The 20,189-nt window shown below is 37.9% G+C and carries 18 protein-coding genes; 14 read left to right on the top strand and 4 right to left on the bottom strand.

Annotated elements, in window-relative coordinates; translation table 11 throughout:
- Nucleotides 1-29: 29 nt before the first annotated feature.
- Nucleotides 30-1,292, bottom strand: coding sequence for a glutamyl-tRNA reductase (gene hemA / locus PR834_RS11420; RefSeq protein WP_004264133.1), 1,263 nt, complete (start codon nucleotides 1,290-1,292; stop codon nucleotides 30-32).
- Between the two features lie 623 nt (nucleotides 1,293-1,915).
- Here hemA and lolB point away from each other — a divergent pair.
- Genes lolB through prs form a run of 3 tightly spaced genes read left to right on the top strand, consistent with a single transcriptional unit; the run spans nucleotide 1,916 to nucleotide 4,448 of the window.
- On the top strand, nucleotides 1,916-2,572 hold the full coding sequence (gene lolB / locus PR834_RS11415) for a lipoprotein insertase outer membrane protein LolB (RefSeq protein WP_004264131.1): 657 nt from the start codon (nucleotides 1,916-1,918) through the stop codon (nucleotides 2,570-2,572).
- Nucleotides 2,569-3,444, top strand: coding sequence for a 4-(cytidine 5'-diphospho)-2-C-methyl-D-erythritol kinase (gene ispE / locus PR834_RS11410; RefSeq protein WP_272536662.1), 876 nt, complete (start codon nucleotides 2,569-2,571; stop codon nucleotides 3,442-3,444). The genes lolB and ispE overlap by 4 nt, the downstream gene beginning before the upstream one ends.
- Before the next feature lie 56 nt (nucleotides 3,445-3,500).
- Nucleotides 3,501-4,448 carry a ribose-phosphate diphosphokinase gene (gene prs / locus PR834_RS11405; protein ID WP_004910604.1) on the top strand — a complete coding sequence of 316 codons (948 nt, stop codon included), beginning with the start codon at nucleotides 3,501-3,503 and terminating at the stop codon, nucleotides 4,446-4,448.
- 303 nt (nucleotides 4,449-4,751) lie between these two features.
- Here the strand turns inward: prs and ychH are convergent, their stop codons facing one another.
- The gene (gene ychH / locus PR834_RS11400; RefSeq protein ID WP_004910602.1) at nucleotides 4,752-5,024 is read right to left on the bottom strand and encodes a stress-induced protein YchH; all 273 of its coding nucleotides are present in this window, start codon (nucleotides 5,022-5,024) and stop codon (nucleotides 4,752-4,754) included.
- 300 nt (nucleotides 5,025-5,324) lie between these two features.
- Here ychH and pth point away from each other — a divergent pair, with 300 nt between their 5' ends.
- From pth to PR834_RS11350, 10 genes are all read left to right on the top strand, one after another.
- Nucleotides 5,325-5,915 carry an aminoacyl-tRNA hydrolase gene (gene pth, locus PR834_RS11395; RefSeq protein WP_094962512.1) on the top strand — a complete coding sequence of 197 codons (591 nt, stop codon included), beginning with the start codon at nucleotides 5,325-5,327 and terminating at the stop codon, nucleotides 5,913-5,915.
- A 102-nt stretch (nucleotides 5,916-6,017) separates the two neighbouring features.
- Nucleotides 6,018-7,109, top strand: coding sequence for a redox-regulated ATPase YchF (ychF, locus tag PR834_RS11390; protein WP_094962511.1), 1,092 nt, complete (start codon nucleotides 6,018-6,020; stop codon nucleotides 7,107-7,109).
- 943 nt (nucleotides 7,110-8,052) lie between these two features.
- Entirely contained in the window at nucleotides 8,053-8,391 is a 339-nt protein-coding gene (locus PR834_RS11385) for a helix-turn-helix domain-containing protein (RefSeq protein WP_004264112.1), read from the top strand.
- Nucleotides 8,392-8,484: 93 nt separating this feature from the next.
- The gene (locus PR834_RS11380) at nucleotides 8,485-9,018 is read left to right on the top strand and encodes a fimbrial protein (protein ID WP_272536661.1); all 534 of its coding nucleotides are present in this window, start codon (nucleotides 8,485-8,487) and stop codon (nucleotides 9,016-9,018) included.
- 72 nt (nucleotides 9,019-9,090) lie between these two features.
- Nucleotides 9,091-9,621: a fimbrial protein gene (locus PR834_RS11375; RefSeq protein ID WP_272536660.1), complete on the top strand. Its 531-nt coding sequence runs from the start codon at nucleotides 9,091-9,093 to the stop codon at nucleotides 9,619-9,621.
- 38 nt (nucleotides 9,622-9,659) lie between these two features.
- Entirely contained in the window at nucleotides 9,660-12,185 is a 2,526-nt protein-coding gene (locus PR834_RS11370) for an outer membrane usher protein (RefSeq protein WP_272536659.1), read from the top strand.
- A gap of 28 nt (nucleotides 12,186-12,213) precedes the next feature.
- The gene (locus PR834_RS11365; RefSeq protein ID WP_136135199.1) at nucleotides 12,214-12,975 is read left to right on the top strand and encodes a fimbria/pilus periplasmic chaperone; all 762 of its coding nucleotides are present in this window, start codon (nucleotides 12,214-12,216) and stop codon (nucleotides 12,973-12,975) included.
- Between the two features lie 33 nt (nucleotides 12,976-13,008).
- The gene (locus PR834_RS11360) at nucleotides 13,009-13,632 is read left to right on the top strand and encodes a fimbrial protein (RefSeq protein WP_262960828.1); all 624 of its coding nucleotides are present in this window, start codon (nucleotides 13,009-13,011) and stop codon (nucleotides 13,630-13,632) included.
- Nucleotides 13,633-13,681: 49 nt separating this feature from the next.
- The gene (locus PR834_RS11355; RefSeq protein WP_004264095.1) at nucleotides 13,682-14,581 is read left to right on the top strand and encodes a hypothetical protein; all 900 of its coding nucleotides are present in this window, start codon (nucleotides 13,682-13,684) and stop codon (nucleotides 14,579-14,581) included.
- A 63-nt stretch (nucleotides 14,582-14,644) separates the two neighbouring features.
- Nucleotides 14,645-15,175: a fimbrial protein gene (locus PR834_RS11350; protein ID WP_112307004.1), complete on the top strand. Its 531-nt coding sequence runs from the start codon at nucleotides 14,645-14,647 to the stop codon at nucleotides 15,173-15,175.
- 439 nt (nucleotides 15,176-15,614) lie between these two features.
- On the opposite strand, the gene PR834_RS11345 is transcribed toward PR834_RS11350, so the two are convergent.
- Together PR834_RS11345 and PR834_RS11340 are read right to left on the bottom strand one after the other, a co-directional pair.
- Nucleotides 15,615-17,228 (bottom strand): GMC family oxidoreductase, encoded by a 1,614-nt coding sequence (locus tag PR834_RS11345; protein ID WP_262960827.1) that lies wholly within the window; start codon nucleotides 17,226-17,228, stop codon nucleotides 15,615-15,617.
- A gap of 266 nt (nucleotides 17,229-17,494) precedes the next feature.
- Nucleotides 17,495-18,391 carry a LysR family transcriptional regulator gene (locus PR834_RS11340; RefSeq protein ID WP_004264091.1) on the bottom strand — a complete coding sequence of 299 codons (897 nt, stop codon included), beginning with the start codon at nucleotides 18,389-18,391 and terminating at the stop codon, nucleotides 17,495-17,497.
- A gap of 124 nt (nucleotides 18,392-18,515) precedes the next feature.
- Here PR834_RS11340 and PR834_RS11335 point away from each other — a divergent pair, with 124 nt between their 5' ends.
- Nucleotides 18,516-20,165 (top strand): alpha-keto acid decarboxylase family protein, encoded by a 1,650-nt coding sequence (locus tag PR834_RS11335; RefSeq protein ID WP_262960837.1) that lies wholly within the window; start codon nucleotides 18,516-18,518, stop codon nucleotides 20,163-20,165.
- Nucleotides 20,166-20,189: the final 24 nt, after the last annotated feature.

The raw sequence follows: 20,189 nt of genomic DNA, 5'->3' as shown, positions 1-20,189 counted from the left end.
GTTATATAAGACCTATGATTAAAATGTGGTTATTGATGGTCCAGCCCTAAGCTGTCCCTAAGTAGATTTAGACGCTCTACATCCCCATTTCCTGCAGCTTGCTGCAAAGATTTGGTTGGAGCGTGAATAAGGCGGTTGGTTAATTGTTGCGATAATTGCATGATCACTTGCTCAGGGTCTGCACCTTGACGGATAGCCGTCAACGCTTTTTCAGTCATATTTGCCCGAATGGCCTCAGCTTGTTCTCTGTAATCGCGAATTGTAGACACTGCCGCTTGTGAGCGCAACCAATCCATAAAGTGGCTACTTTCTTGCTCAACAATGTATTCAGCTTCAACGGCTGCGGCTTTTCGCTGAGCAAGGTTCTGTGCAATGATAGATTCCAAATCATCCACAGTATAGAGATAAACATCTCTTAATTTTTCAACATCTTGTTCGATATCACGAGGAACGGCAATATCAATTAATAACATCGGCTTACTACGACGTATTTTCATAGCACGCTCGACCATCCCTTTCCCTATAATGGGTAAAGGACTCGCCGTTGAACTAATGACAATATCCGCTTCAGCTAAACGGTTATCAATATCCGATAACGAAATAACTTGTGCATTCACCTCATTGGCCAATAGCTCCGCACGTTCACGTGTTCGGTTAGCTATCATCATTTTTTGTACGCCGTGTTCGCGCAAATGACGAGCCACAAGTTCAATAGTTTCCCCTGCGCCAACTAACAAAATATTTAAATGCTTAAGTGATTCAAATATTTGACGAGCAAGTGTACAAGCAGCAAATGCCACAGAAACTGCATTCGCTCCAATATCGGTTTCTGTACGCACACGTTTTGCAACAGAAAATGATTTTTGGAAAAGACGCTCAAGTTCGCTTGATAACGAATGGTTACCTTGCGAAAGTGCAAACGCCTTTTTTACTTGCCCTAATATTTGTGGCTCTCCCAAAACTAATGAATCCAAGCCACTCGCCACACGCATTAGGTGGCTCACCGCTCGGTCGTCTTGGTGCCAATATAAACTTGGCTGTAAATCTTTTTGGGTTATACCATGAAAATCACACAACCATTTTACTAGCTGTTCTTGAGCTCGTTCTTGTGATTCAAGGCTCAAGTAAAGCTCAGTTCTATTACAGGTAGACAGCACAACGCCACCATTCACTTGAGGCTGTTTGAGAAGTTCCTCAAGTGCATGGTCAATTTTTTCAGGACCAAATGTCACCCGCTCACGCAGGGCTACTGGTGCTGTTTTATGGTTGATGCCTAAGGCTAATAAGGTCATTGTGCTTTACGACTTACTCACATTGCTTACAGTGCTAATTATTTTCAGTAATGCTCGATGGGTATTCCCCACCAATTTAGCAATACTGTTATTTATATTGTTCTATTGTAGATGATCCGCGTCTCTCTTTCTACGGTTTACATAAGCCTATCCTTCAGAAAGATGACCCACGCCAAAAAATAAACCGAAAAAAACAGACGTAATGGTTATTTTACCAATCACAACTGATCGTAATTTTATCGTTTATTTATGCTATATGAAACTGATTATCAGCCATATCATTATTTACAATGATAAATTAACTACAATAAGATGCATAGAGAATGCAATTATTTCGCACAGAAAGCAAATGGTGACTGGTGAGGTTTATCCTGATAACTTAACGCCACATGAACCCAAACTGGATTGGCCTAATAACATTTTTAAGGAACCATTTTCCCTGTCAATACACTATGTTATTTGTATACAAACGGTAAATCACTTACAGGTTTTTATCCGCAAGGTATATCATCTAGTGTAATAGATGACTCTGATGGCCTTAACGCGCTAAACTGAACTTCTTTAAATGCAAGTAACTCAATTAGAGACTGCTATCAGCGCCCAATACAACTTTGAGATTTGATATGCAATTAACTCAAACTTTGCCCTTTATGCACATAAATAAGCATTTTTTTCGCCTATTGCCACTTTCATGCGTCTTGCTAACCGCATGCGTGACAACGTCACAAACGACCACAAAAGGAACCAGCTCCGCATCCGATGCGAAATGGAAAGCACATCAACAGGAATTAAGTCAGTTACGTGACTACCAAACCCGTGGATCATTTGCCTATAACGGCGGAGAAACAAAAACGTATGCTAAGTTTTTCTGGCAACAATATACACCTGAAAAGTACCGTTTGTTGCTGACCAACCCATTAGGTAGCCGCGAACTTGAGCTTACCGTTGAACCTGATTTAGCTCGGTTAACCACTAAAGATGGCCAAACCCATATGAGTGACGTTCCAAGCGAGCTTATCTATCAACTTACTGGTATGGAAATTCCAATTGATGACCTAACTGCATGGTTAACAGGCTCACCGGGACGTGCAACAGACTTTACCTTAGATGAAAACCACCTGCTGAAAAGTGTCACGTTTAAAAGCAATGGTGAAACTTGGCAGCTCAACTACATTTCGTATGACAGCAAAACGGTACCTATGCTGCCAAACTACCTAGAGCTACGCCAAGGGGACAGGCTTATCAAATTAAAAATGGATAGTTGGACACTGAAGAAATGACGTTAACATGGCCATCTCCGGCAAAATTAAATCTTTTTTTGTACATCACAGGCCAACGCTCTGATGGCTACCATGAATTACAAACTCTATTTCAATTTGTTGATTATGGCGATGAAATCACCATTACAGCACGTGATGACGACCAACTGAATTTATTGACTGACATGCAAGGGGTTCCCCCCGAAAAAAACCTAATTTTACGGGCAGCTAAATTATTACAATCCTATTGCCGCGATACCTTACAGCACTATGGCCCATTAGGGGCTGATATTTGTATTCATAAAGTATTGCCCATGGGCGGTGGTATTGGTGGGGGCTCATCAAACGCAGCAACAACCTTAATTGCGCTTAACGAACATTGGAAAACACAGGTTTCTGATGAAGTCCTTGCAGAATTAGGTGCATCATTAGGTGCTGATGTTCCAGTGTTTGTTCGTGGACATGCCGCTTTCGCTGAAGGGATTGGTGATATTTTAACCAAAGCTTCCCCTGAAGAGAAATGGTATCTCGTCGCTCATCCCGGAATTGAAATATCAACCCCGATGATCTTCACAGATCCACAATTAAATAGAAATTCTCCAAAACGCTCCCTAGCCGCATTATTACTGGCTCCGTACGCAAATGACTGTGAACCAATCGCAAGAAAACGTTTTCGTGAGGTTGAACAGCTTGTTTCTTGGCTGTTAGAATATGCTCCGTCTCGCCTTACAGGAACAGGCGCATGTGTTTTTTCTGAATTTGAAACACAAGCGGATGCCCTGCAGGTGTTAAATAAAGCCCCATCGTGGGTGCAAGGGTTCGTCGCTCAAGGCGTTAACGTTTCCCCACTGCACAAGTTCCGCGCTGGGATAACCTGTGTATTGCACCAATAAGCCTTGTCGCTATTGGTCAACAATATCTCTCTGGACGCAAGCCTGAGGTTTTTCTCGTGCCCGATATGAAGCTTTTTGCTGGTAACGCTACACCGGAACTAGCACAACGTGTTGCTAACCGCCTTTACACTAATCTTGGAGACGCGGCTGTTGGTCGTTTTAGCGACGGCGAAGTCAGTGTTCAAATTAATGAAAATGTTCGCGGTGGTGATATTTTTATCATCCAGTCAACTTGTGCACCAACCAATGATAACCTGATGGAACTGGTTGTTATGGTCGATGCGCTACGCCGTGCATCTGCTGGTCGTATTACCGCTGTTATCCCTTACTTCGGTTATGCAAGACAGGATCGTCGCGTACGTTCTGCCCGTGTACCAATCACCGCTAAAGTTGTTGCCGATTTTCTGTCAAGTGTAGGTGTAGACCGTGTGCTCACTGTCGATTTACACGCAGAGCAGATCCAGGGCTTCTTTGATGTTCCTGTGGATAATGTATTTGGTAGCCCTATTCTTCTGGAAGATATGTTACAGAAGAATTTGGAAAACCCAATCGTTGTATCTCCAGACATCGGCGGCGTGGTACGTGCTAGAGCTATCGCAAAACTCCTGAATGACACTGATATGGCCATTATTGACAAACGCCGCCCACGTGCGAACGTTTCTCAAGTTATGCATATCATTGGTGATGTTTCAGGTCGTGATTGCATCTTAGTGGACGATATGATTGATACCGGTGGTACTCTGTGTAAAGCAGCTGAAGCACTGAAAGAACGTGGTGCTAAACGTGTATTTGCATACGCAACACACCCGATTTTCTCAGGTAATGCTGTAGACAACATCAAAAATTCAGTCATTGATGAAGTCATTGTTTGTGACACTATACCTCTTTCTCCTGAAATCAAGGCGCTGAGCAATGTTCGCACCTTAACGCTTTCAGGTATGTTAGCTGAAGCTATCCGTCGTATCAGCAACGAAGAGTCAATTTCAGCAATGTTTGAGCACTAATTCTCCAATATTGGGTTTTAGCGTTCAACCATAATGAAAAAGTCACAATAAAAAATATAAGCCCCTGCAATGTAATTTGCAGGGGCTTTATGATTTTGGCAGGAAAGAAACCATCGATGCCTATGTTTATATTCTATCGCCAATCATAGTGGTGATTTCACGTAATAAAACGATAAAAATAGCCATCTAAAATAACTCACAATCTTCACGACAAAAGAGCAAAATTCTTTGGAATTTCACTCTTCTTAATGCCTAATTATCAAACTTGTTCACCATTATCAGCAATTAATTGCTCTAGGCTATTTATGGATAGCGGTGATTATCTCTGCGTGAATGATATTGTTGTTTTAACTGCCAGTAACGGTCTGCAACTTTTTCACGGCCGCCGATCCTTGCACCGACTAACCATACCATCGCACCGATAAAAATGCCGAATAAGGAACCATTGGTAATAAGTTCTGAAAGGCCTAAGTTAACAATATGAGAGAATAAGTTGACACCAATACTCCCGATCATCAACACCATTCCGATTCCCATGAAGACATTACCAAGAAGATGAGCGCTTTTCCGTTTCATATATACCTCCAGTACCAGTAAACTGATAAGCAAGCATGTGTAAATAAATTCGGTCATACTTTATATTTATGTAATGATTATAGTGCATTAAGTAAAATTTTTTGCGATAGACATCACAAGGAAGGAAGTTAGCAAGAATATCTGTACAAAAAGTGCTTTTTATCAAAAACCCAGAAAATCCGAATAGTTTATTCGGCAATTATAATCATAGTGACTTTTATCTATCACAATTTTGTACATCCTGTATTTCACAAGGTAAACTAAGGCATTATTTTCATAACTGATAGTGAAATCATCGCCGTGAGCAAAATTAAGTTAATTGTTGGACTTGCCAATCCAGGTGCTGAATATGCACAAACGCGCCATAATGCAGGTGCATGGTATGTTGATTTACTGGCTGAGCGCCATAATCAGCCATTGAAAGAAGAAGCTAAATTTTTTGGTTATACCGCTCGCATTAATATGAATGGTAACGATATCCGTCTGCTGGTTCCAACCACATTTATGAATCTAAGTGGTAAATCTGTTGCCGCTATAGCTAATTTTTATCGCATCAATCTCGATGAGATCTTAGTCGCCCATGATGAGCTCGATTTACCACCAGGTGTGGCTAAAATGAAGTTAGGTGGCAGTAATGGCGGGCACAATGGGTTGAAAGATATTCAAAGCAAATTCGCCAATAACCCGAATTTTTATCGTTTACGCATTGGTATTGGTCATCCGGGTGATAAAAATAAAGTTGTTGGTTTTGTTTTGGGCAAACCGCCTTTATCTGAACAAAAGCTCATTGATGATGCGATTGATGAAGCAGCTAGGTGCACAGATATTCTCCTGGCTGATGGGATGGACAAAGCCATCAATCGTTTACATGGTTTTAAAGCAACCTCATAAGAGTTCATTTCATCCGAATCAACTTTTTGTGTATAATCAGCGCCAATTTCTAAACATTGGGTGCAGCGTGAGGCTGCCCCTTGCTATTAAGGTGAGAAACATATGGGTTTTAAATGCGGTATCGTTGGTCTGCCTAACGTGGGTAAATCCACCCTATTTAATGCATTGACCAAAGCCGGCATCGAAGCAGCCAACTTCCCTTTCTGTACAATTGAACCAAACACGGGTGTTGTGCCAATGCCAGACCCACGTCTTGATCAATTAGCTGAAATTGTGAAGCCACAGCGTATATTACCAACGACTATGGAATTCGTTGATATCGCGGGCTTAGTGAAAGGTGCATCCAAAGGTGAAGGCCTAGGTAACCAATTTTTAACGAATATCCGTGAAACCGAAGCCATTGGTCATGTTGTTCGTTGTTTTGAAAACGACAATATCATTCACGTTGCAGGCCAAGTTGACCCTGCCGCAGATATTGAAGTCATTAATACTGAATTAGCACTTGCTGACCTTGATACTTGTGAGCGCGCTATTCATCGTGTCCAAAAACGTGCAAAAGGCGGCGATAAAGACGCAAAAGCGGAATTAGAAGCATTAGAGAAATGTTTGCCGCACTTAGAGCAAGCAGGCATGTTACGCACATTAGATTTATCTAATGAAGATAAAGCGGCTATCCGCTACTTGAGCTTCTTAACATTAAAGCCAACCATGTACATTGCTAACGTTAATGAAGATGGTTTTGAAAATAACCCGTTCTTAGATGTGGTGTATAAAATCGCAGAAGCTGAAGGCTCTGTGGTTGTTCCTGTCTGCGCAGCGATTGAGTCTGATATCGCAGAACTTGAAGACGAAGAGCGCGATGAATTTATGGCGGATTTAGGTATTGAAGAGCCGGGTCTTAACCGTGTTATTCGTGCTGGATATCAGTTATTAAACCTGCAAACCTATTTTACTGCCGGTGTTAAAGAAGTGCGTGCGTGGACTATCCCTGTTGGTGCAACTGCGCCACAAGCTGCGGGTAAAATCCATACTGACTTCGAAAAAGGCTTTATTCGCGCGCAAACTATCGCATTTGATGACTTTATCCAATACCGTGGCGAACAAGGTGCTAAAGAAGCAGGTAAAATGCGCGCAGAAGGAAAAGATTACATCGTGAAAGACGGCGATGTACTCAACTTTTTGTTTAATGTGTAAGCCTATATTTTAGATTTGCACCCAACTAAAAAGTATCATTAATCAAAAAACAGCATAATATTTAATTTATAAATATAATACTATGCTGTTTTCCCTCCTGTTATATCATAAAAACTCACTATTGGTTCTCCTTCTCTTTCTAAATAAATAGAATCTAGCTTACTTTCATAACAATTTGAATTTACAGGCTAACAAAGCCAAGTTAAAAAATATCAGATTAATGACCGCCCTAAGTCATATCTTAAAATAAAACATTATGGTAAAAAACGACACATATCCGTACTTGTTTACTACTCTGCAGTAACTCTCTTACTAGATATAAAGTAAGCTAGAAGAGCCCGTAACAAAAAATTTAAGCAGATAGAACCCTATAGTGTCTCGGCTATGGAGGTATAAATATTTAGATAAGTAAGGCTATTGATGTAATGATAAGAAGCCACACATCATCTCTACTAGCTACTATAATGATTTAATTGTATTTTTTTGTAGATTTTTACTCCAAATGAGAGTATTAATTAATCACTTGATTTTGCTGTCTTTTTTCTAAAGTCTTTCGTTTTTCAAATTACATAATCACTCCTTATGTGTGTGTTTTTGATTAAAATCAAGTTATTTTGTTACAATTTAAGAGGATTTATTAAAATTTGTTAATTTCAGATAAAAATACTTTTTTTTATGTCAAACCAAGCCTAATAAACTAACAAGCTAACTTCTAAATTTGATTTTAAAAAAATTGTTAAAAACTTTAAATGTTTATAACTTATTGTTAGATAAGAAAAACAACTGAATTGTAAAAAGTGTAAATATAGCCAGTTAAATAGACTCTATTCTTTTTCGTGGTTTGATTTAAAAAATACTACTCATTATAATTGTAAGCACTTAAAGGGAATATATAAGAGCACAACAAATTATAAATTATTAAACTGAGACCTTGTTATTAATTATGAGTAAAGTTAATAGAGTCATATCCAAATATGAAACACAAGATAATCTATTTTCTATTTACTGTGGATTAGTTATAAGAAAAATACGTAAAGAGAATGGTATTTCTGCTTGTGAACTAGCAAAACAAGTAAATGTTTCACAGCAACAAATGTCACGTTATGAACGTGGAATAAATAAAATTAGTATTGATATGTTATTTAATTTAAGCGTAGCACTCGATTGTCCATTTGAAAGAGTCATTAAGCTTATTATTGCTGAAGTTCAAAAATCCCCTTCGGATGATGTAATTTCTTTAAAAAATAAGATATCAGCATCTGATACAATTTATTTTTATTAGTCCATTTAAATATATTTTATTTAAATATTTTTTTATTAAAAAAATGCATATAAATATTTATATGTATATCTATACTTATCGTTTGAGGAAAAAATGAAAAAAATTATTTTAGCAACTATGATTTCTGGTTTAATGAGTACATCTGCTTTAGCTGTTAATGCAGGGAGTGGTACGGTAACATTTTCTGGTTCTATTATTGAAGCGCCATGCTCTATTGCTCCTGGTGAAGAGAATCAAGAAGTTCCATTAGGCCAAGTATCTAATGTGACTTTAGATAACGGTGGTGAATCATCAGCACAACCATTTCAGATTAAATTAGAAGGCTGTAACCTAAAAGGTGATAATCAAGTTGCGGTAACTTTCAAGGGAACTGAAGCGGGGAAAGATACAGGTTATTTACAGATTACAGGTGATGCTACTGGTGCCGCAGTGAAGATCATGAATTCATCGGGTACTCAAATTAAAGTTAACTCTGGCGCAAAACAAAATTATGTTGAAGGGAATAACACATTAAAATTCCAAGCATCATTAATTGGACTTCAGCTAGTTGATGCGCAAAGCAAAGTTATTCCAGTAACACCAGGGAAATTCCAAGCAGTTACTAATTTTACATTAGCATATAATTAAATAAATTTTAATAAGATGCTATCTCACCACGGGGTTGATAGACCTCGTGGTGTATATTTTAATGGTTATAATATGATAACAAAGAAAAAAGAAATTATTTTATCATTGTGTTTTTTTTTACTATTACCCTTTTTTAAGAATGCTTCTGCAAATAACTCAATGGATCTGATAATGCAAGGTAGCATTATGGATACGGCATGTAGTATTGATACTGGTTCTTATGAACAATCCATTGACATGGGAATTTTACCACTATCATTAATACAGCAAAAAGGACAAGGACAAGCACATGATTTTTTTATTACATTAATTGGTTGCAAACTAACATCTTATACAGGTGAACCATGGAAAACATTTGAAGTTTCATTTGATGGGCCTGCTAATGGGGATTTTTTTTCAGTATCGGGGTCAGCACAAGGTATAGCACTATTATTAACTGATTCGAAAGGAGTACATATTTACCCAGGAAAAAAAACACTACCGAACGATATAAAAGCTGGGAAATATATTTTGAATTATCAGTTAAAAGTTATTTCAGATAAAACACCTTTACGTGCTGGGCAGTATCAAACATCACTGCGTTTTAAACTAGATTATTACTAAATAATAAATAAATTATTGTTAGATTTTAGGAATGTTTTATGTCTTCGTTACCTATTTATACACCAAAATTAAAATGGTTAAGTATTCTTATTGGATTAACAATCAGTTGTGTGACTTTAACTATCAATGCAGATAATCATATTGAATTCAATACTGATGTTTTAGATTTAGAAGACAAAAATAACATTGATTTAAACCAATTCTCTCGTGCGGGTTATATTATGCCCGGAGTTTATAACTTTACGCTAAAAATCAATAACGAACAAATATCTGACATTAGCATCCCCTATTATTCTGGTGAGTATGATCCTGATAATAGTCAGCCTTGTTTATCTCCAGAAATAGTTAAGCTACTCGGGCTTACTTCTGAGTCGCAAAAAAAATTAACATGGTGGCATGAAGGGCAATGCCTTAATGAAAACAGCTTGCCAGGATTATTGCTGCGCGGTGATTTAGCTACGTCATCTCTATATGTCAGTATTCCACAAGCGTACCTAGAGTACACATCAGAAAACTGGGATCCCCCTTCTCGCTGGGACAATGGAATATCAGCATTACTTATTGATTATAATGTGAATGCTAATGCCACTAATTCCTATAATGGAGGAGCAAATTCATCCTCAGTAAATAGTAATGGTGTTGCAGGTATCAATTTAGGTGCTTGGCGGTTTAGAGCTGATTGGCAAAGCCGCTATAACCACACAACAGGAAGCCAAGGACGTGACCAATCTGATTTCACATGGAACCGTTTTTATGCATACCGAGCTCTATCTGAATTAAAGGCTAAACTCGTACTGGGTGAAGACTATTTGGCTTCAAATATTTTTGATGGCTTTAGATTTATTGGTGCAAGCTTGCAATCTGAATTAAGCATGATGCCACCAAACTTGCGTGGATATGCCCCTGAAATAACAGGGATAGCACAAAGTAATGCTACAGTGACGGTCATGCAACAAGGACGGATACTGTATGAAACACAAGTTGCGCCGGGTCCCTTTCGTATCCAAAATTTAAGTGATGCCATAACAGGAACTTTAAATGTTGCCATTAAAGAGCAAGATGGTTCAATTCAAGAGTTTCAAGTTGATACCGCAAATTTGCCATATTTAACAAGACCTGGGCAAGTTCAATATAAATTTGCGCTAGGCCAGCCAACGAATACCGAGCGCCAAAGTGAAGGGGAAAATTTCATTACAGGTGAATTTTCTTGGGGTATTAGTAATGGTTGGTCTTTAATTGGCGGTAGTTTGAATAGCCAAAATTATAATGCGCTATCAATGGGATTTGGGCGGGATTTACTCGTATTCGGTGCACTTTCATTTGATGTTACTCAGTCTATCGCCCGTTTATCCGGTGAAGGGACATTAAGTGGGAGCTCATACCGAGTTAACTATTCTAAACGATTTGAAGAGTTCGATAGCCAGATACAATTTGCAGGTTATCGTTTTTCAGAACGAAGTTATATGAGCATGAGTGATTTCTTAAATACCCAACGAACAGGGCTACGCAATTATGGAAGCAAAGAGCTATACACTATATCTGTAAATAAGAATTTCCAGGATATAGGGTTATCATTATATTTAAATTATAACCATCAGACGTATTGGGATAAAAAAGATAATGATTATTACAGTTTAATGCTATCGAAATATATGGATATCGGTCCAATAAAAAATATGAGTATTAGCTTATCTGCAAATCGTAGTTTTTATAATGGTGTGACCGATGATAGCGCTTATGTATCATTATCTTTCCCACTAAGTAATGGGGCAAATGTTGGTTATTCGATGAATACAAGCCGCTATGATACGACTAATCGTGTTTCTTATTATGACCGATTGGATGATAGAACAAATTATCAGGTAAGTGCAGGTGCAAATCGAAAAGGTGGAACCGCAAGTGCTTTTATTTCACATCAAGGGGATAATGCTCGTTGGTCAGCCAATGCGAATCATATAAATAACCAATATAGTGCTTTTGGCCTTTCCACTTCAGGTGGCTTGACCTTAACAGGGAAAGGTACGGTTGCACATAGAATAAATAATCTCGGGGGAGCACGTATATTAGTTGATACTGATGATGTTCCAAATATTACGATTCGTGGTATTGGTGTTCCTGTTGAATCAAACCGATTTGGGAAAGCAGTTATTTCAGATGTCAGTAGCTACTATCGAAATAAAGCGCAAATTGATTTAAATAAGCTACCTGATGATATTGATGCCCAACAATCTGTTATTCAAGCAACATTAACTGAAGGTGCTGTTGGATATCGTTCATTTTCGGTTATTTCAGGTCAGAAAATTATGGCTGTTATCGTACTTACTGATGGTACTCATCCACCATTAGGAGCTCAAGTAACAAATCATAAAAAGCAAAACGTTGGGATTGTAGGTGATTTAGGTAATACTTATATAAGCGGTGTCCATCCTTCAGAAATAATGAATGTTACATGGGGTAAAAATATGTCATGTGAAATAATTTTTCCCTCTGAATTAATGAATCGAGAAATTCAAGATAATTTATTACTTCCATGCAACGAGGTAGTAAAAGCAATAGTCAAATGATTATTTAGTTTAAATAGATAAAAGTAATATGAAAGGTAATAACCAAATGAATATCAAAAAGACATTAATGAGTATTTTTTTAGGGCCTTTAACCCTAAGTGCTTTTTCAGAGGCTGCGGTATCATTAGATAGAACAAGAGTCATCTTTGATGGAGAGAACAAGTCAATCTCTTTAAATATTAATAATAATAATAAGCAACTTCCTTATCTTGCTCAAGGTTGGATTGAAAATGAAGAAAGTAAAAAAATAACATCACCATTAATTGTATTACCACCAGTTCAACGATTAGAACCAGGAAAATCTAGTCAAATGAAAATTGAAGCTCTACCCGATGTAAAAAACTTACCTCAGGATAGAGAGTCTTTATTCTATTTTAATATGCGAGAGATTCCACCTAAGAGTGATAAACCAAATACTTTACAGATTGCATTACAAACAAAAATAAAATTATTTTATCGTCCAGAAGCAATTGCACCACAGCAAAACAGTGCGCCATGGCAAGAAAAAATGCAGCTTGAAAAGAAAGGAAATCTTGTTTTTGCCAAAAACCCAACGCCTTATTACATCACAATAATTAATGCAGGGGCCCATGCAAATACGGATGCGAAAGAATTTAATCCAATTATGATTGCGCCCTTTAGTGAGATCAATATTGGAATGACAAATGAGCAATTAGGTAATACCCCCGTGATTACTTATATTAATGATTATGGTGGTCGCCCCAAATTAACCTTTGATTGTAAAAATACAATCTGCTCTGTTATTACAAAAAATTTATTAAATAAATAGTAAAGGAATATAAAGCTAAATGGGGACATATTTATGAGCTCAAAAATATATCGTTGGTTACGTTCAAAATATATGGTCATTTCACTTTGCTTAGCCACAGTATTGCCGGCAATTGCTGACAATAATAATCTGTTCAGGCCTACAGATGGTTGGGAGGTTGATGGCCAGCATGGGGTTATCCATGTTTCAGGCTCTTTAACTGAAAACCCATGCGAATTAGCTATGAAATCTAGTAACCAATCCGTTTCGCTAGGAAATTTATCATTTAGTGATCTAAATTCTTCTGAGCAAGTGATGCAACCTATTCCATTCCAAATTGAGTTGTTAAATTGCTTGCAAGTTCAAACTGAACTTCAAAATTTCCAAACTGGAAAAACAGTATGGAGTAGCACACAGCCTGCGGTCAAAATCAAATTTTTAGCGGCAAGTGAACCTGAACATTCAAATATTATTCGAGTCAACGGGGCATACGGCTTTGGGTTGCAAGTAGCAAATTCAGCAGGAGAAATATTACCAATAGGTAAAGAAAGTAACCCAACGTTAATTGCATCGGGCCAAAATAGCCTAATTTATTATGTCTCAGCTATAAGAACGTCCGGTCCACTCATACCTGGTACTTTTTCTGCTTTAATTGCTTTTGAAATGCTATATGATTAACGTCATAGCATCACGATAATAATTTATAAAATTGATAGGTAATAGCGTAATGCTAAAAAGTAAAAATATTTATTTTTTTAAAATAATGATGCTAGCTTTACTATTTATAATTAATAATAAAACTAGTGCAAGTCCATTAAATCCTAACAGTATATACACCACAAGTAAGTTACATAATCTTATTAATGATGCATACTATACTATACCAAAAACGTTAGGCCCTTATTTTTTATATATTCCAGATGAGATAAAAAACAGCACGAATACTGAGTGTAATATTACAGTTATTGCGACTGGACGCTCATCGACAGGCTCTATAACCTCTATGGCAACACCAAGTATTTCTCTACTAGTTGGATTTAGTAGTATATATAATGTAGGTGTTGTTAAATACTATTCAGTCACACGAAACACACCTAAGCACTGTAGTGAAGTATTACCCGACTTCGGCGTTAAGTTTGGGCAGTTTGATGTTAGATATATAAATTTCTTCGATTACCATGCATCAGCAACAGGTTATGCTGATACATGCTTACAAATAATTGTGAATGGAAAAGATGTAGGAACAACCTGTTCAGTTAATGTCCCTGAGATCCCAGTATTGCCTTCTTGCAATGTATCTATGCCATTGACGATATCTCATGGCAATGTCAACTCAAATAATATAAATGGAAATATAGCAAAAATTAATGGGGATATATCGTGTACTGGCGATATGAGTGCCACATTTCAATTTTTACCTGAAAATGAAGTTGATTTATTACATGGTGTAAAAAGTCAATTAGATGTATGTGTCTCAGGAAAATGTATGTTGAATAATTTAGTTCAAGCGGATATTAAAAAAAATACAAACTTAACCTTTTCCGTTAGTTCAACTCTATCTTCATTAGGAAATCCCGAGCCAGGTTCGAGGGTAGGAAATGCTATTTTATCTATTGTAATTAATTAAAAAATTAAATCTAAGTTACTTGGAATTAATTTATTTGATTTATCGATTGGAGTATAAATCATTATGATATTTTTAACTCAAATAATAAAAAAAAGAACACTTTTACTATTTGTAATTCTCACTAACATACTGATTATTTTTTTTAGTAGCTTTTGCCTTGCCGAAACCTATACATTAACAATTAAAGTGGATGTTATTGAAAGCACTTGTGATGTGTATGGTGAAAATGGCCCTGGACAACCTATTGAAGTCTCATTTGGTGAAATAAATCTACACGGATTTACCAGTGAACGTTATACAAAAAACATTGACTATCATTTGGATTGCGGAAGTAAATCATCCAGTAATCCAAATCTTAAATTAAAGCTTGAAAGCTCTAGTGCAAGCTTTAATACGAATTTGCTTGAAACATCTAACCCTAATTTAGGACTAAAAATTCAAGCAGATAATACGCCTTTATTACCTAATGAATATCGTAATTTTACTTACTATGCACAGCCAGTATTAACGGTGTCCCCAGTTTTTCATGAAGGGAAAGAAATTGAACTAGGTTTATTTACCGCTTCTGGAATATTGAAAGTGGAATATCAGTAATAGTTTGTTTAGCTTTCAAATGATTATGCACGGTCGAAATTTTTATCGTGAAGGTAAGGTTTATCTACATCATCCCAAGCCAATCAAGTCAGCTTCACCTATAACGCTCTTTGGCATATTATCCAAAAAAGGGAAATACGACTTTATGTCACTTTATAGTAGTCATTGAGAAGTAAATTTATTGTATGAAATTATTTAACTTTAATAAAAGTACGCTATTTTATTTGATGGATTTAATTAAATGAATATACCGCGAGTACAAAATAAACCATTAAATATAAAAATACTATAAATCAATAAAGCAAAATAACGGTTTAATATATAACACCACAACTTAATGTTAGATCGTTCTAAGTACCGTAAGATTATTGAAACAGCATAAAGTTTGGGTGGTTGCCTTGATTTTATGCTGTTTTTCTATTATTACCTTATCGCAAGGCTAATTTGCGTTCCTATCTTCTATAATCATCGCTGCTGCGCGTTCTGCAATCATGATCGTTGGGGCATTTGTGTTTCCACTTGGAATTTCAGGCATCACAGAACAGTCCACGACACGTAAGTTTTCAATACCATGTACACGTAACCGCAAGTCAGTCACTGATGTTGTAGTATCCGTTCCCATACGGCAAGTTCCCACAGGATGGTAAACCGTTTTACAAAAATTTCGGACAAACTCTTCAAGTTGAGCTTCATCATGGCGCACCGACGCTGGCGGCATTAGAACTTCTTTGCTTAATACTTGTAATGAAGGGCAATCCAATACTTCCAGTCCAAATTTAACTGCCCGTTTGCAACCTTCCATATCTTCAGGTGACGCAAGATAATTAGCATGTATCTTTAGTGGTGCTTGTGGGTCTGCGCTGCGCAATAAAACTTCACCACGGGACTTAGGTTGCAGGTACCCGACCTTTAAAGAAAAGCCGTGGGCGGCGGGTAGAGGTTCGCCAGGAACATCATCCCAACTATCTAAAATAGGTAAAAAATGAATTTGTACATCAGGACGACCTTGGCTGCAACTGTCTTTAAATGCAGCGCCTTCTAAAACGTTAGAGGTGAGCAGTCCACTGCGAAATGCTATCCACTCTACCCCGTGTTTAATCGCATTTAGACCTTGGTCTGCGCCGAATAAGCTAATTGGTTGCTTAGTCGTGACGTTAATTGACATATGTAGGTGGTCATGAAAATTTTTGCCAACAGGCAGATTCACATGAGTATCAATCCCCAACGAAGATAGGTGCTCCTCTGGCCCGATCCCTGACAGCATCAATAATTTTGCAGAGCCCATCGCACCAGAACAAACCAATACTTCGCAACTAGCGAATGCCTCAACTTTATGGCCATTTTTCCCTTGATAAGCAACACCAATCGCGCGGCCATCGCGAATTATAATACGGTTCACTTGAGTGCCAAGCTTTAATGTCAACTTATCATTCTTTTCCACTGATTTTAAATAGGTTCTTGATGTACTGGCTCTTTCTCCATTATGCGTTGTCGTCTGGTAAAAGCTTGTTCCTTGCTGGCTTTCTCCATTAAGATCATTGAGATAAGGAAGACCATGCTCTTGTGCTGCACGAATAAATGCCATTGATAATGGGTGCCGATATCTATTTTCACTGACAGGAAGTGGGCCTTCTGTTCCATGATATTCCCCTGTCAGGCTTTCATTGTTCTCTGCTTTTTTAAACCATGGCAATACATCCGCATATCCCCAACCTTCACAACCATAGTTTAGAGCCCAATTATCATAATCTTGTTTCTGTCCTCGGATATAAATCATTCCATTGACAGAACTACTTCCCCCCAATACTTTCCCTTGGGCAATTTGCATTTTACGGTTATTAGCATGAGGCTCTGGCTCAGTTTCATAAGGCCAGCTTTTTTGGGCGATAATTTTCGCTACACCTGCAGGCATACGAATAAACAAATGGTTATCGCTATCGCCCGCTTCGATAAGTAATACTCTAGATTGCGTTTCTTGGATCAACCGAGCAGCAAGAACACAACCGGCAGAACCCGCACCTACAATAATATAATCATATTTTACTGCGCTCATTTGTCACCCCGCCAAATAAAATAAACAATTTATTTTCATTTGCTTAACAATAGCGCCTTTAATTCATTAATGTATGAACAATATTCCGCATATGTGATTTAAATCAAAAATAATTTCTTATGTAATTATTTTATAATCTCAATAGATTCTGTTTATTAAAGAAAATTTTTAATTAAGATAAATATTTAAACCTTAGCAATATTCATTAATAAATGAATATTTCTGGGCGGTTTAATGCAAGACTTAGCAATACAGGACTAACTGCCTCATCTTGCCCTATTGGCCTTTAATATAGTTAACGCCAAATCATGCCATGCTTTGGCACGACGGCTTTGGTGGTGGTTTTTTACTGTCGCTAAAGCAATATCGTAAGCCAATATTGGCTCAATAACTGGAATAACGGATAATCCCACTGAACTGGTATTCTGCCACATACTATCTGGCAGTAGCGTTACCCCTACCCCGGCTCTTACCATGGCAGTTACCAAATCTAAATGACTACTGCGTCCGGAAATAGTGGGCTTTTTGCCATAAACACCGCAAGCACTGACAACCAGTTCATTAATTAGAAAATCATCAGAAAAGAAAATAAAAGGCTCATCGACTATTTCACTAAATTTAACAAATTCACGGATCGCGAGTGGATGTTGTTTGCTGACTAATAGCATTAATCGGTCCGTTGAAAAGGGGTGTACTTCAAAGCGGTCATCAGCAAAAGGTAACATCACCGCGGCAGTTTCAACTTCACCATTTAACATTGCCTCACGCATTTTTCGGGTACCTAACTCAAGAATTTTCAGTTCCACCTGTGGGTAACGTTGGCTAAAAGCCATAATAATATCAGCAAAATAAGTCGATGCTATCACCGGTGGTAGCCCCACAGGTAGTACCCCGGATATAGGGCCAGACCTTTCCTGTAACGCTTTTTTCATACTGCTAAACTGTGAAAGAATTTGCTTTGCATGAGCCAATAAAATGTCCCCTTCCTCCGTTAATTTAACGCCATCGACTTCCCTAATCAGCAAGGTATAACCAAGCTCATCTTCTAATTTTTTAATACTGCGGCTAATCGCCGGTTGCGTTACAAATAAACTTTCTGCCGCACGACTAAAACCATTGAGCTGTACGACTTCAACAAAATAACGTAATGAACGAATGTCCATTCCACCCCCTATGATTTTTAGTTATAGATAGAATGAGTTTAAGTGATTTCCTTTAAAGCACAATAAACGATAAAAATAATTCAATTTAGAATTATTAGCTAAGCAATTAATGGAGATCAGCATGATGAATAAGACGGTTATCGAATACGTATTGGACAGACTTTACCAAATCGGTATTCACGATATTTTTGGTGTTGCTGGTGACTACGCATTCCCTATTGAAGATGCAGTATGTGAAAGTGAAAATATGCGCTGGATTGGCAACTGCAATGAACTTAATGCTTCATATGCTGCAGATGGCTACGCCCGCGTGAAAGGTGTAGCAGCATTATCGACGACTTTTGGTGTCGGCGAACTCAGTGCTTTAAATGGTATTGCAGGCGCTTATGCCGAACATCTTCCCATTTTTCACCTTGTTGGTATGCCAGCAAGTGGGGTTCAAAAAAACCATCGTTTAGTTCACCACACTCTAGGAAATGGTGATTTCGATGTATTTTATCAAATGAGCCAACACTTAAGCTGCGCTCACGCTATTTTAACGCCTGAAAACTGTATTGCCGAGACAGAGCGCTTAATTACAAGCGCTTTACAAAAATCTCGACCCGTTTATTTAGGTTTCCCTTCTGACTACGCTGTTATGCCAATTAAAGCAGATAAAACATCTGAAACTATCACTATAAATAAAAATCATAGCAGGTCATTATCAGCTGCCGTTACAGCTATTGTCGAAAAGCTCACATCGAGTACAAAAGCCTGCATTATTCCTGGAATTTTAACAGCACGTTTCGGCTTAACGACTGATGTTGAGGCTATTATTCAGAAAACTGGCCTACCCTATGCCACTATGTTTATGGATAAAGGGGTCTTAAGCGAATCTAACTCTCGATATATGGGGATTTATAACGGAAAACTAATGAATCCTGAAGTGAGAGAATTTGTCGAGAGTTGTGACTGTGTTATGGGGATCGGTGCAGTATTAACGGACTTCAACTCCGGCAGCTTCACGGCAGCTATTGCCCCTGAAAGCTGTATTAACATTCTTTCTGACCACGTGAAAGTGGGCTCTGCTATCTATCCAAATGTATTGATGAAAGATGTGTTACATAAATTAAAAGAACTTGTGCCCTCACTGAACCATGTTGGGATCAAAGCCCAAGGTTTAGGATCTCCACAACAAGGTGAAAATGGCCAAATTACTGCCTCATATTTGTACCCTCGCCTAGAAAAAATGTTCCGTAAGGACGATATTATTATTGCAGAAACGGGAACTGCATCCATGGGGTTAGGTTTTGCTTTATTACCTGAAAATGCACAGTTTCATAACCAAACCTTGTGGGGCTCTATCGGTTGGGCCACTCCTGCTGCATTTGGTGCAGCAATAGCTGAGCCACACAAACGGGTGATTTTAGTAACTGGAGAAGGTTCTCACCAACTCACTGCCCAAGAGATTAGCCAGTTTGCCCGTTTTGGCTTAAAACCCATTATTTTTGTCCTAAATAATGACGGCTATTTAATTGAGCGGCTTTTGTGTAAAAACCCTGAAGCCTATTACAACGACTTACCCCAGTGGAATTATGCACAGCTTCCCGCGGCATTAGGCTGTAAAGATTGGTATTGTCAGCGTGTTACCAACTGTATTGAATTAGACAATGCGATTAAACAAGCCGAGCTATCGAACCATGCGGCCTATATCGAAGTGATCATGGATAGATATGCGGCATCTGAGCTTGCTGAAAAGCTTGGTAAATCAGTAGCATCTTTATATTCATTTTAAATTGACAAATTATGGCAGCCATAG

The sequence above is a fragment of the Providencia sp. PROV182 genome, from assembly GCF_028480325.1.
In the GTDB taxonomy this organism is placed as follows: domain Bacteria; phylum Pseudomonadota; class Gammaproteobacteria; order Enterobacterales; family Enterobacteriaceae; genus Providencia; species Providencia hangzhouensis.
The sequence above is the reverse complement of the archived record's forward strand: the minus strand, read 5'-3'. Positions and strand labels throughout refer to the sequence as shown.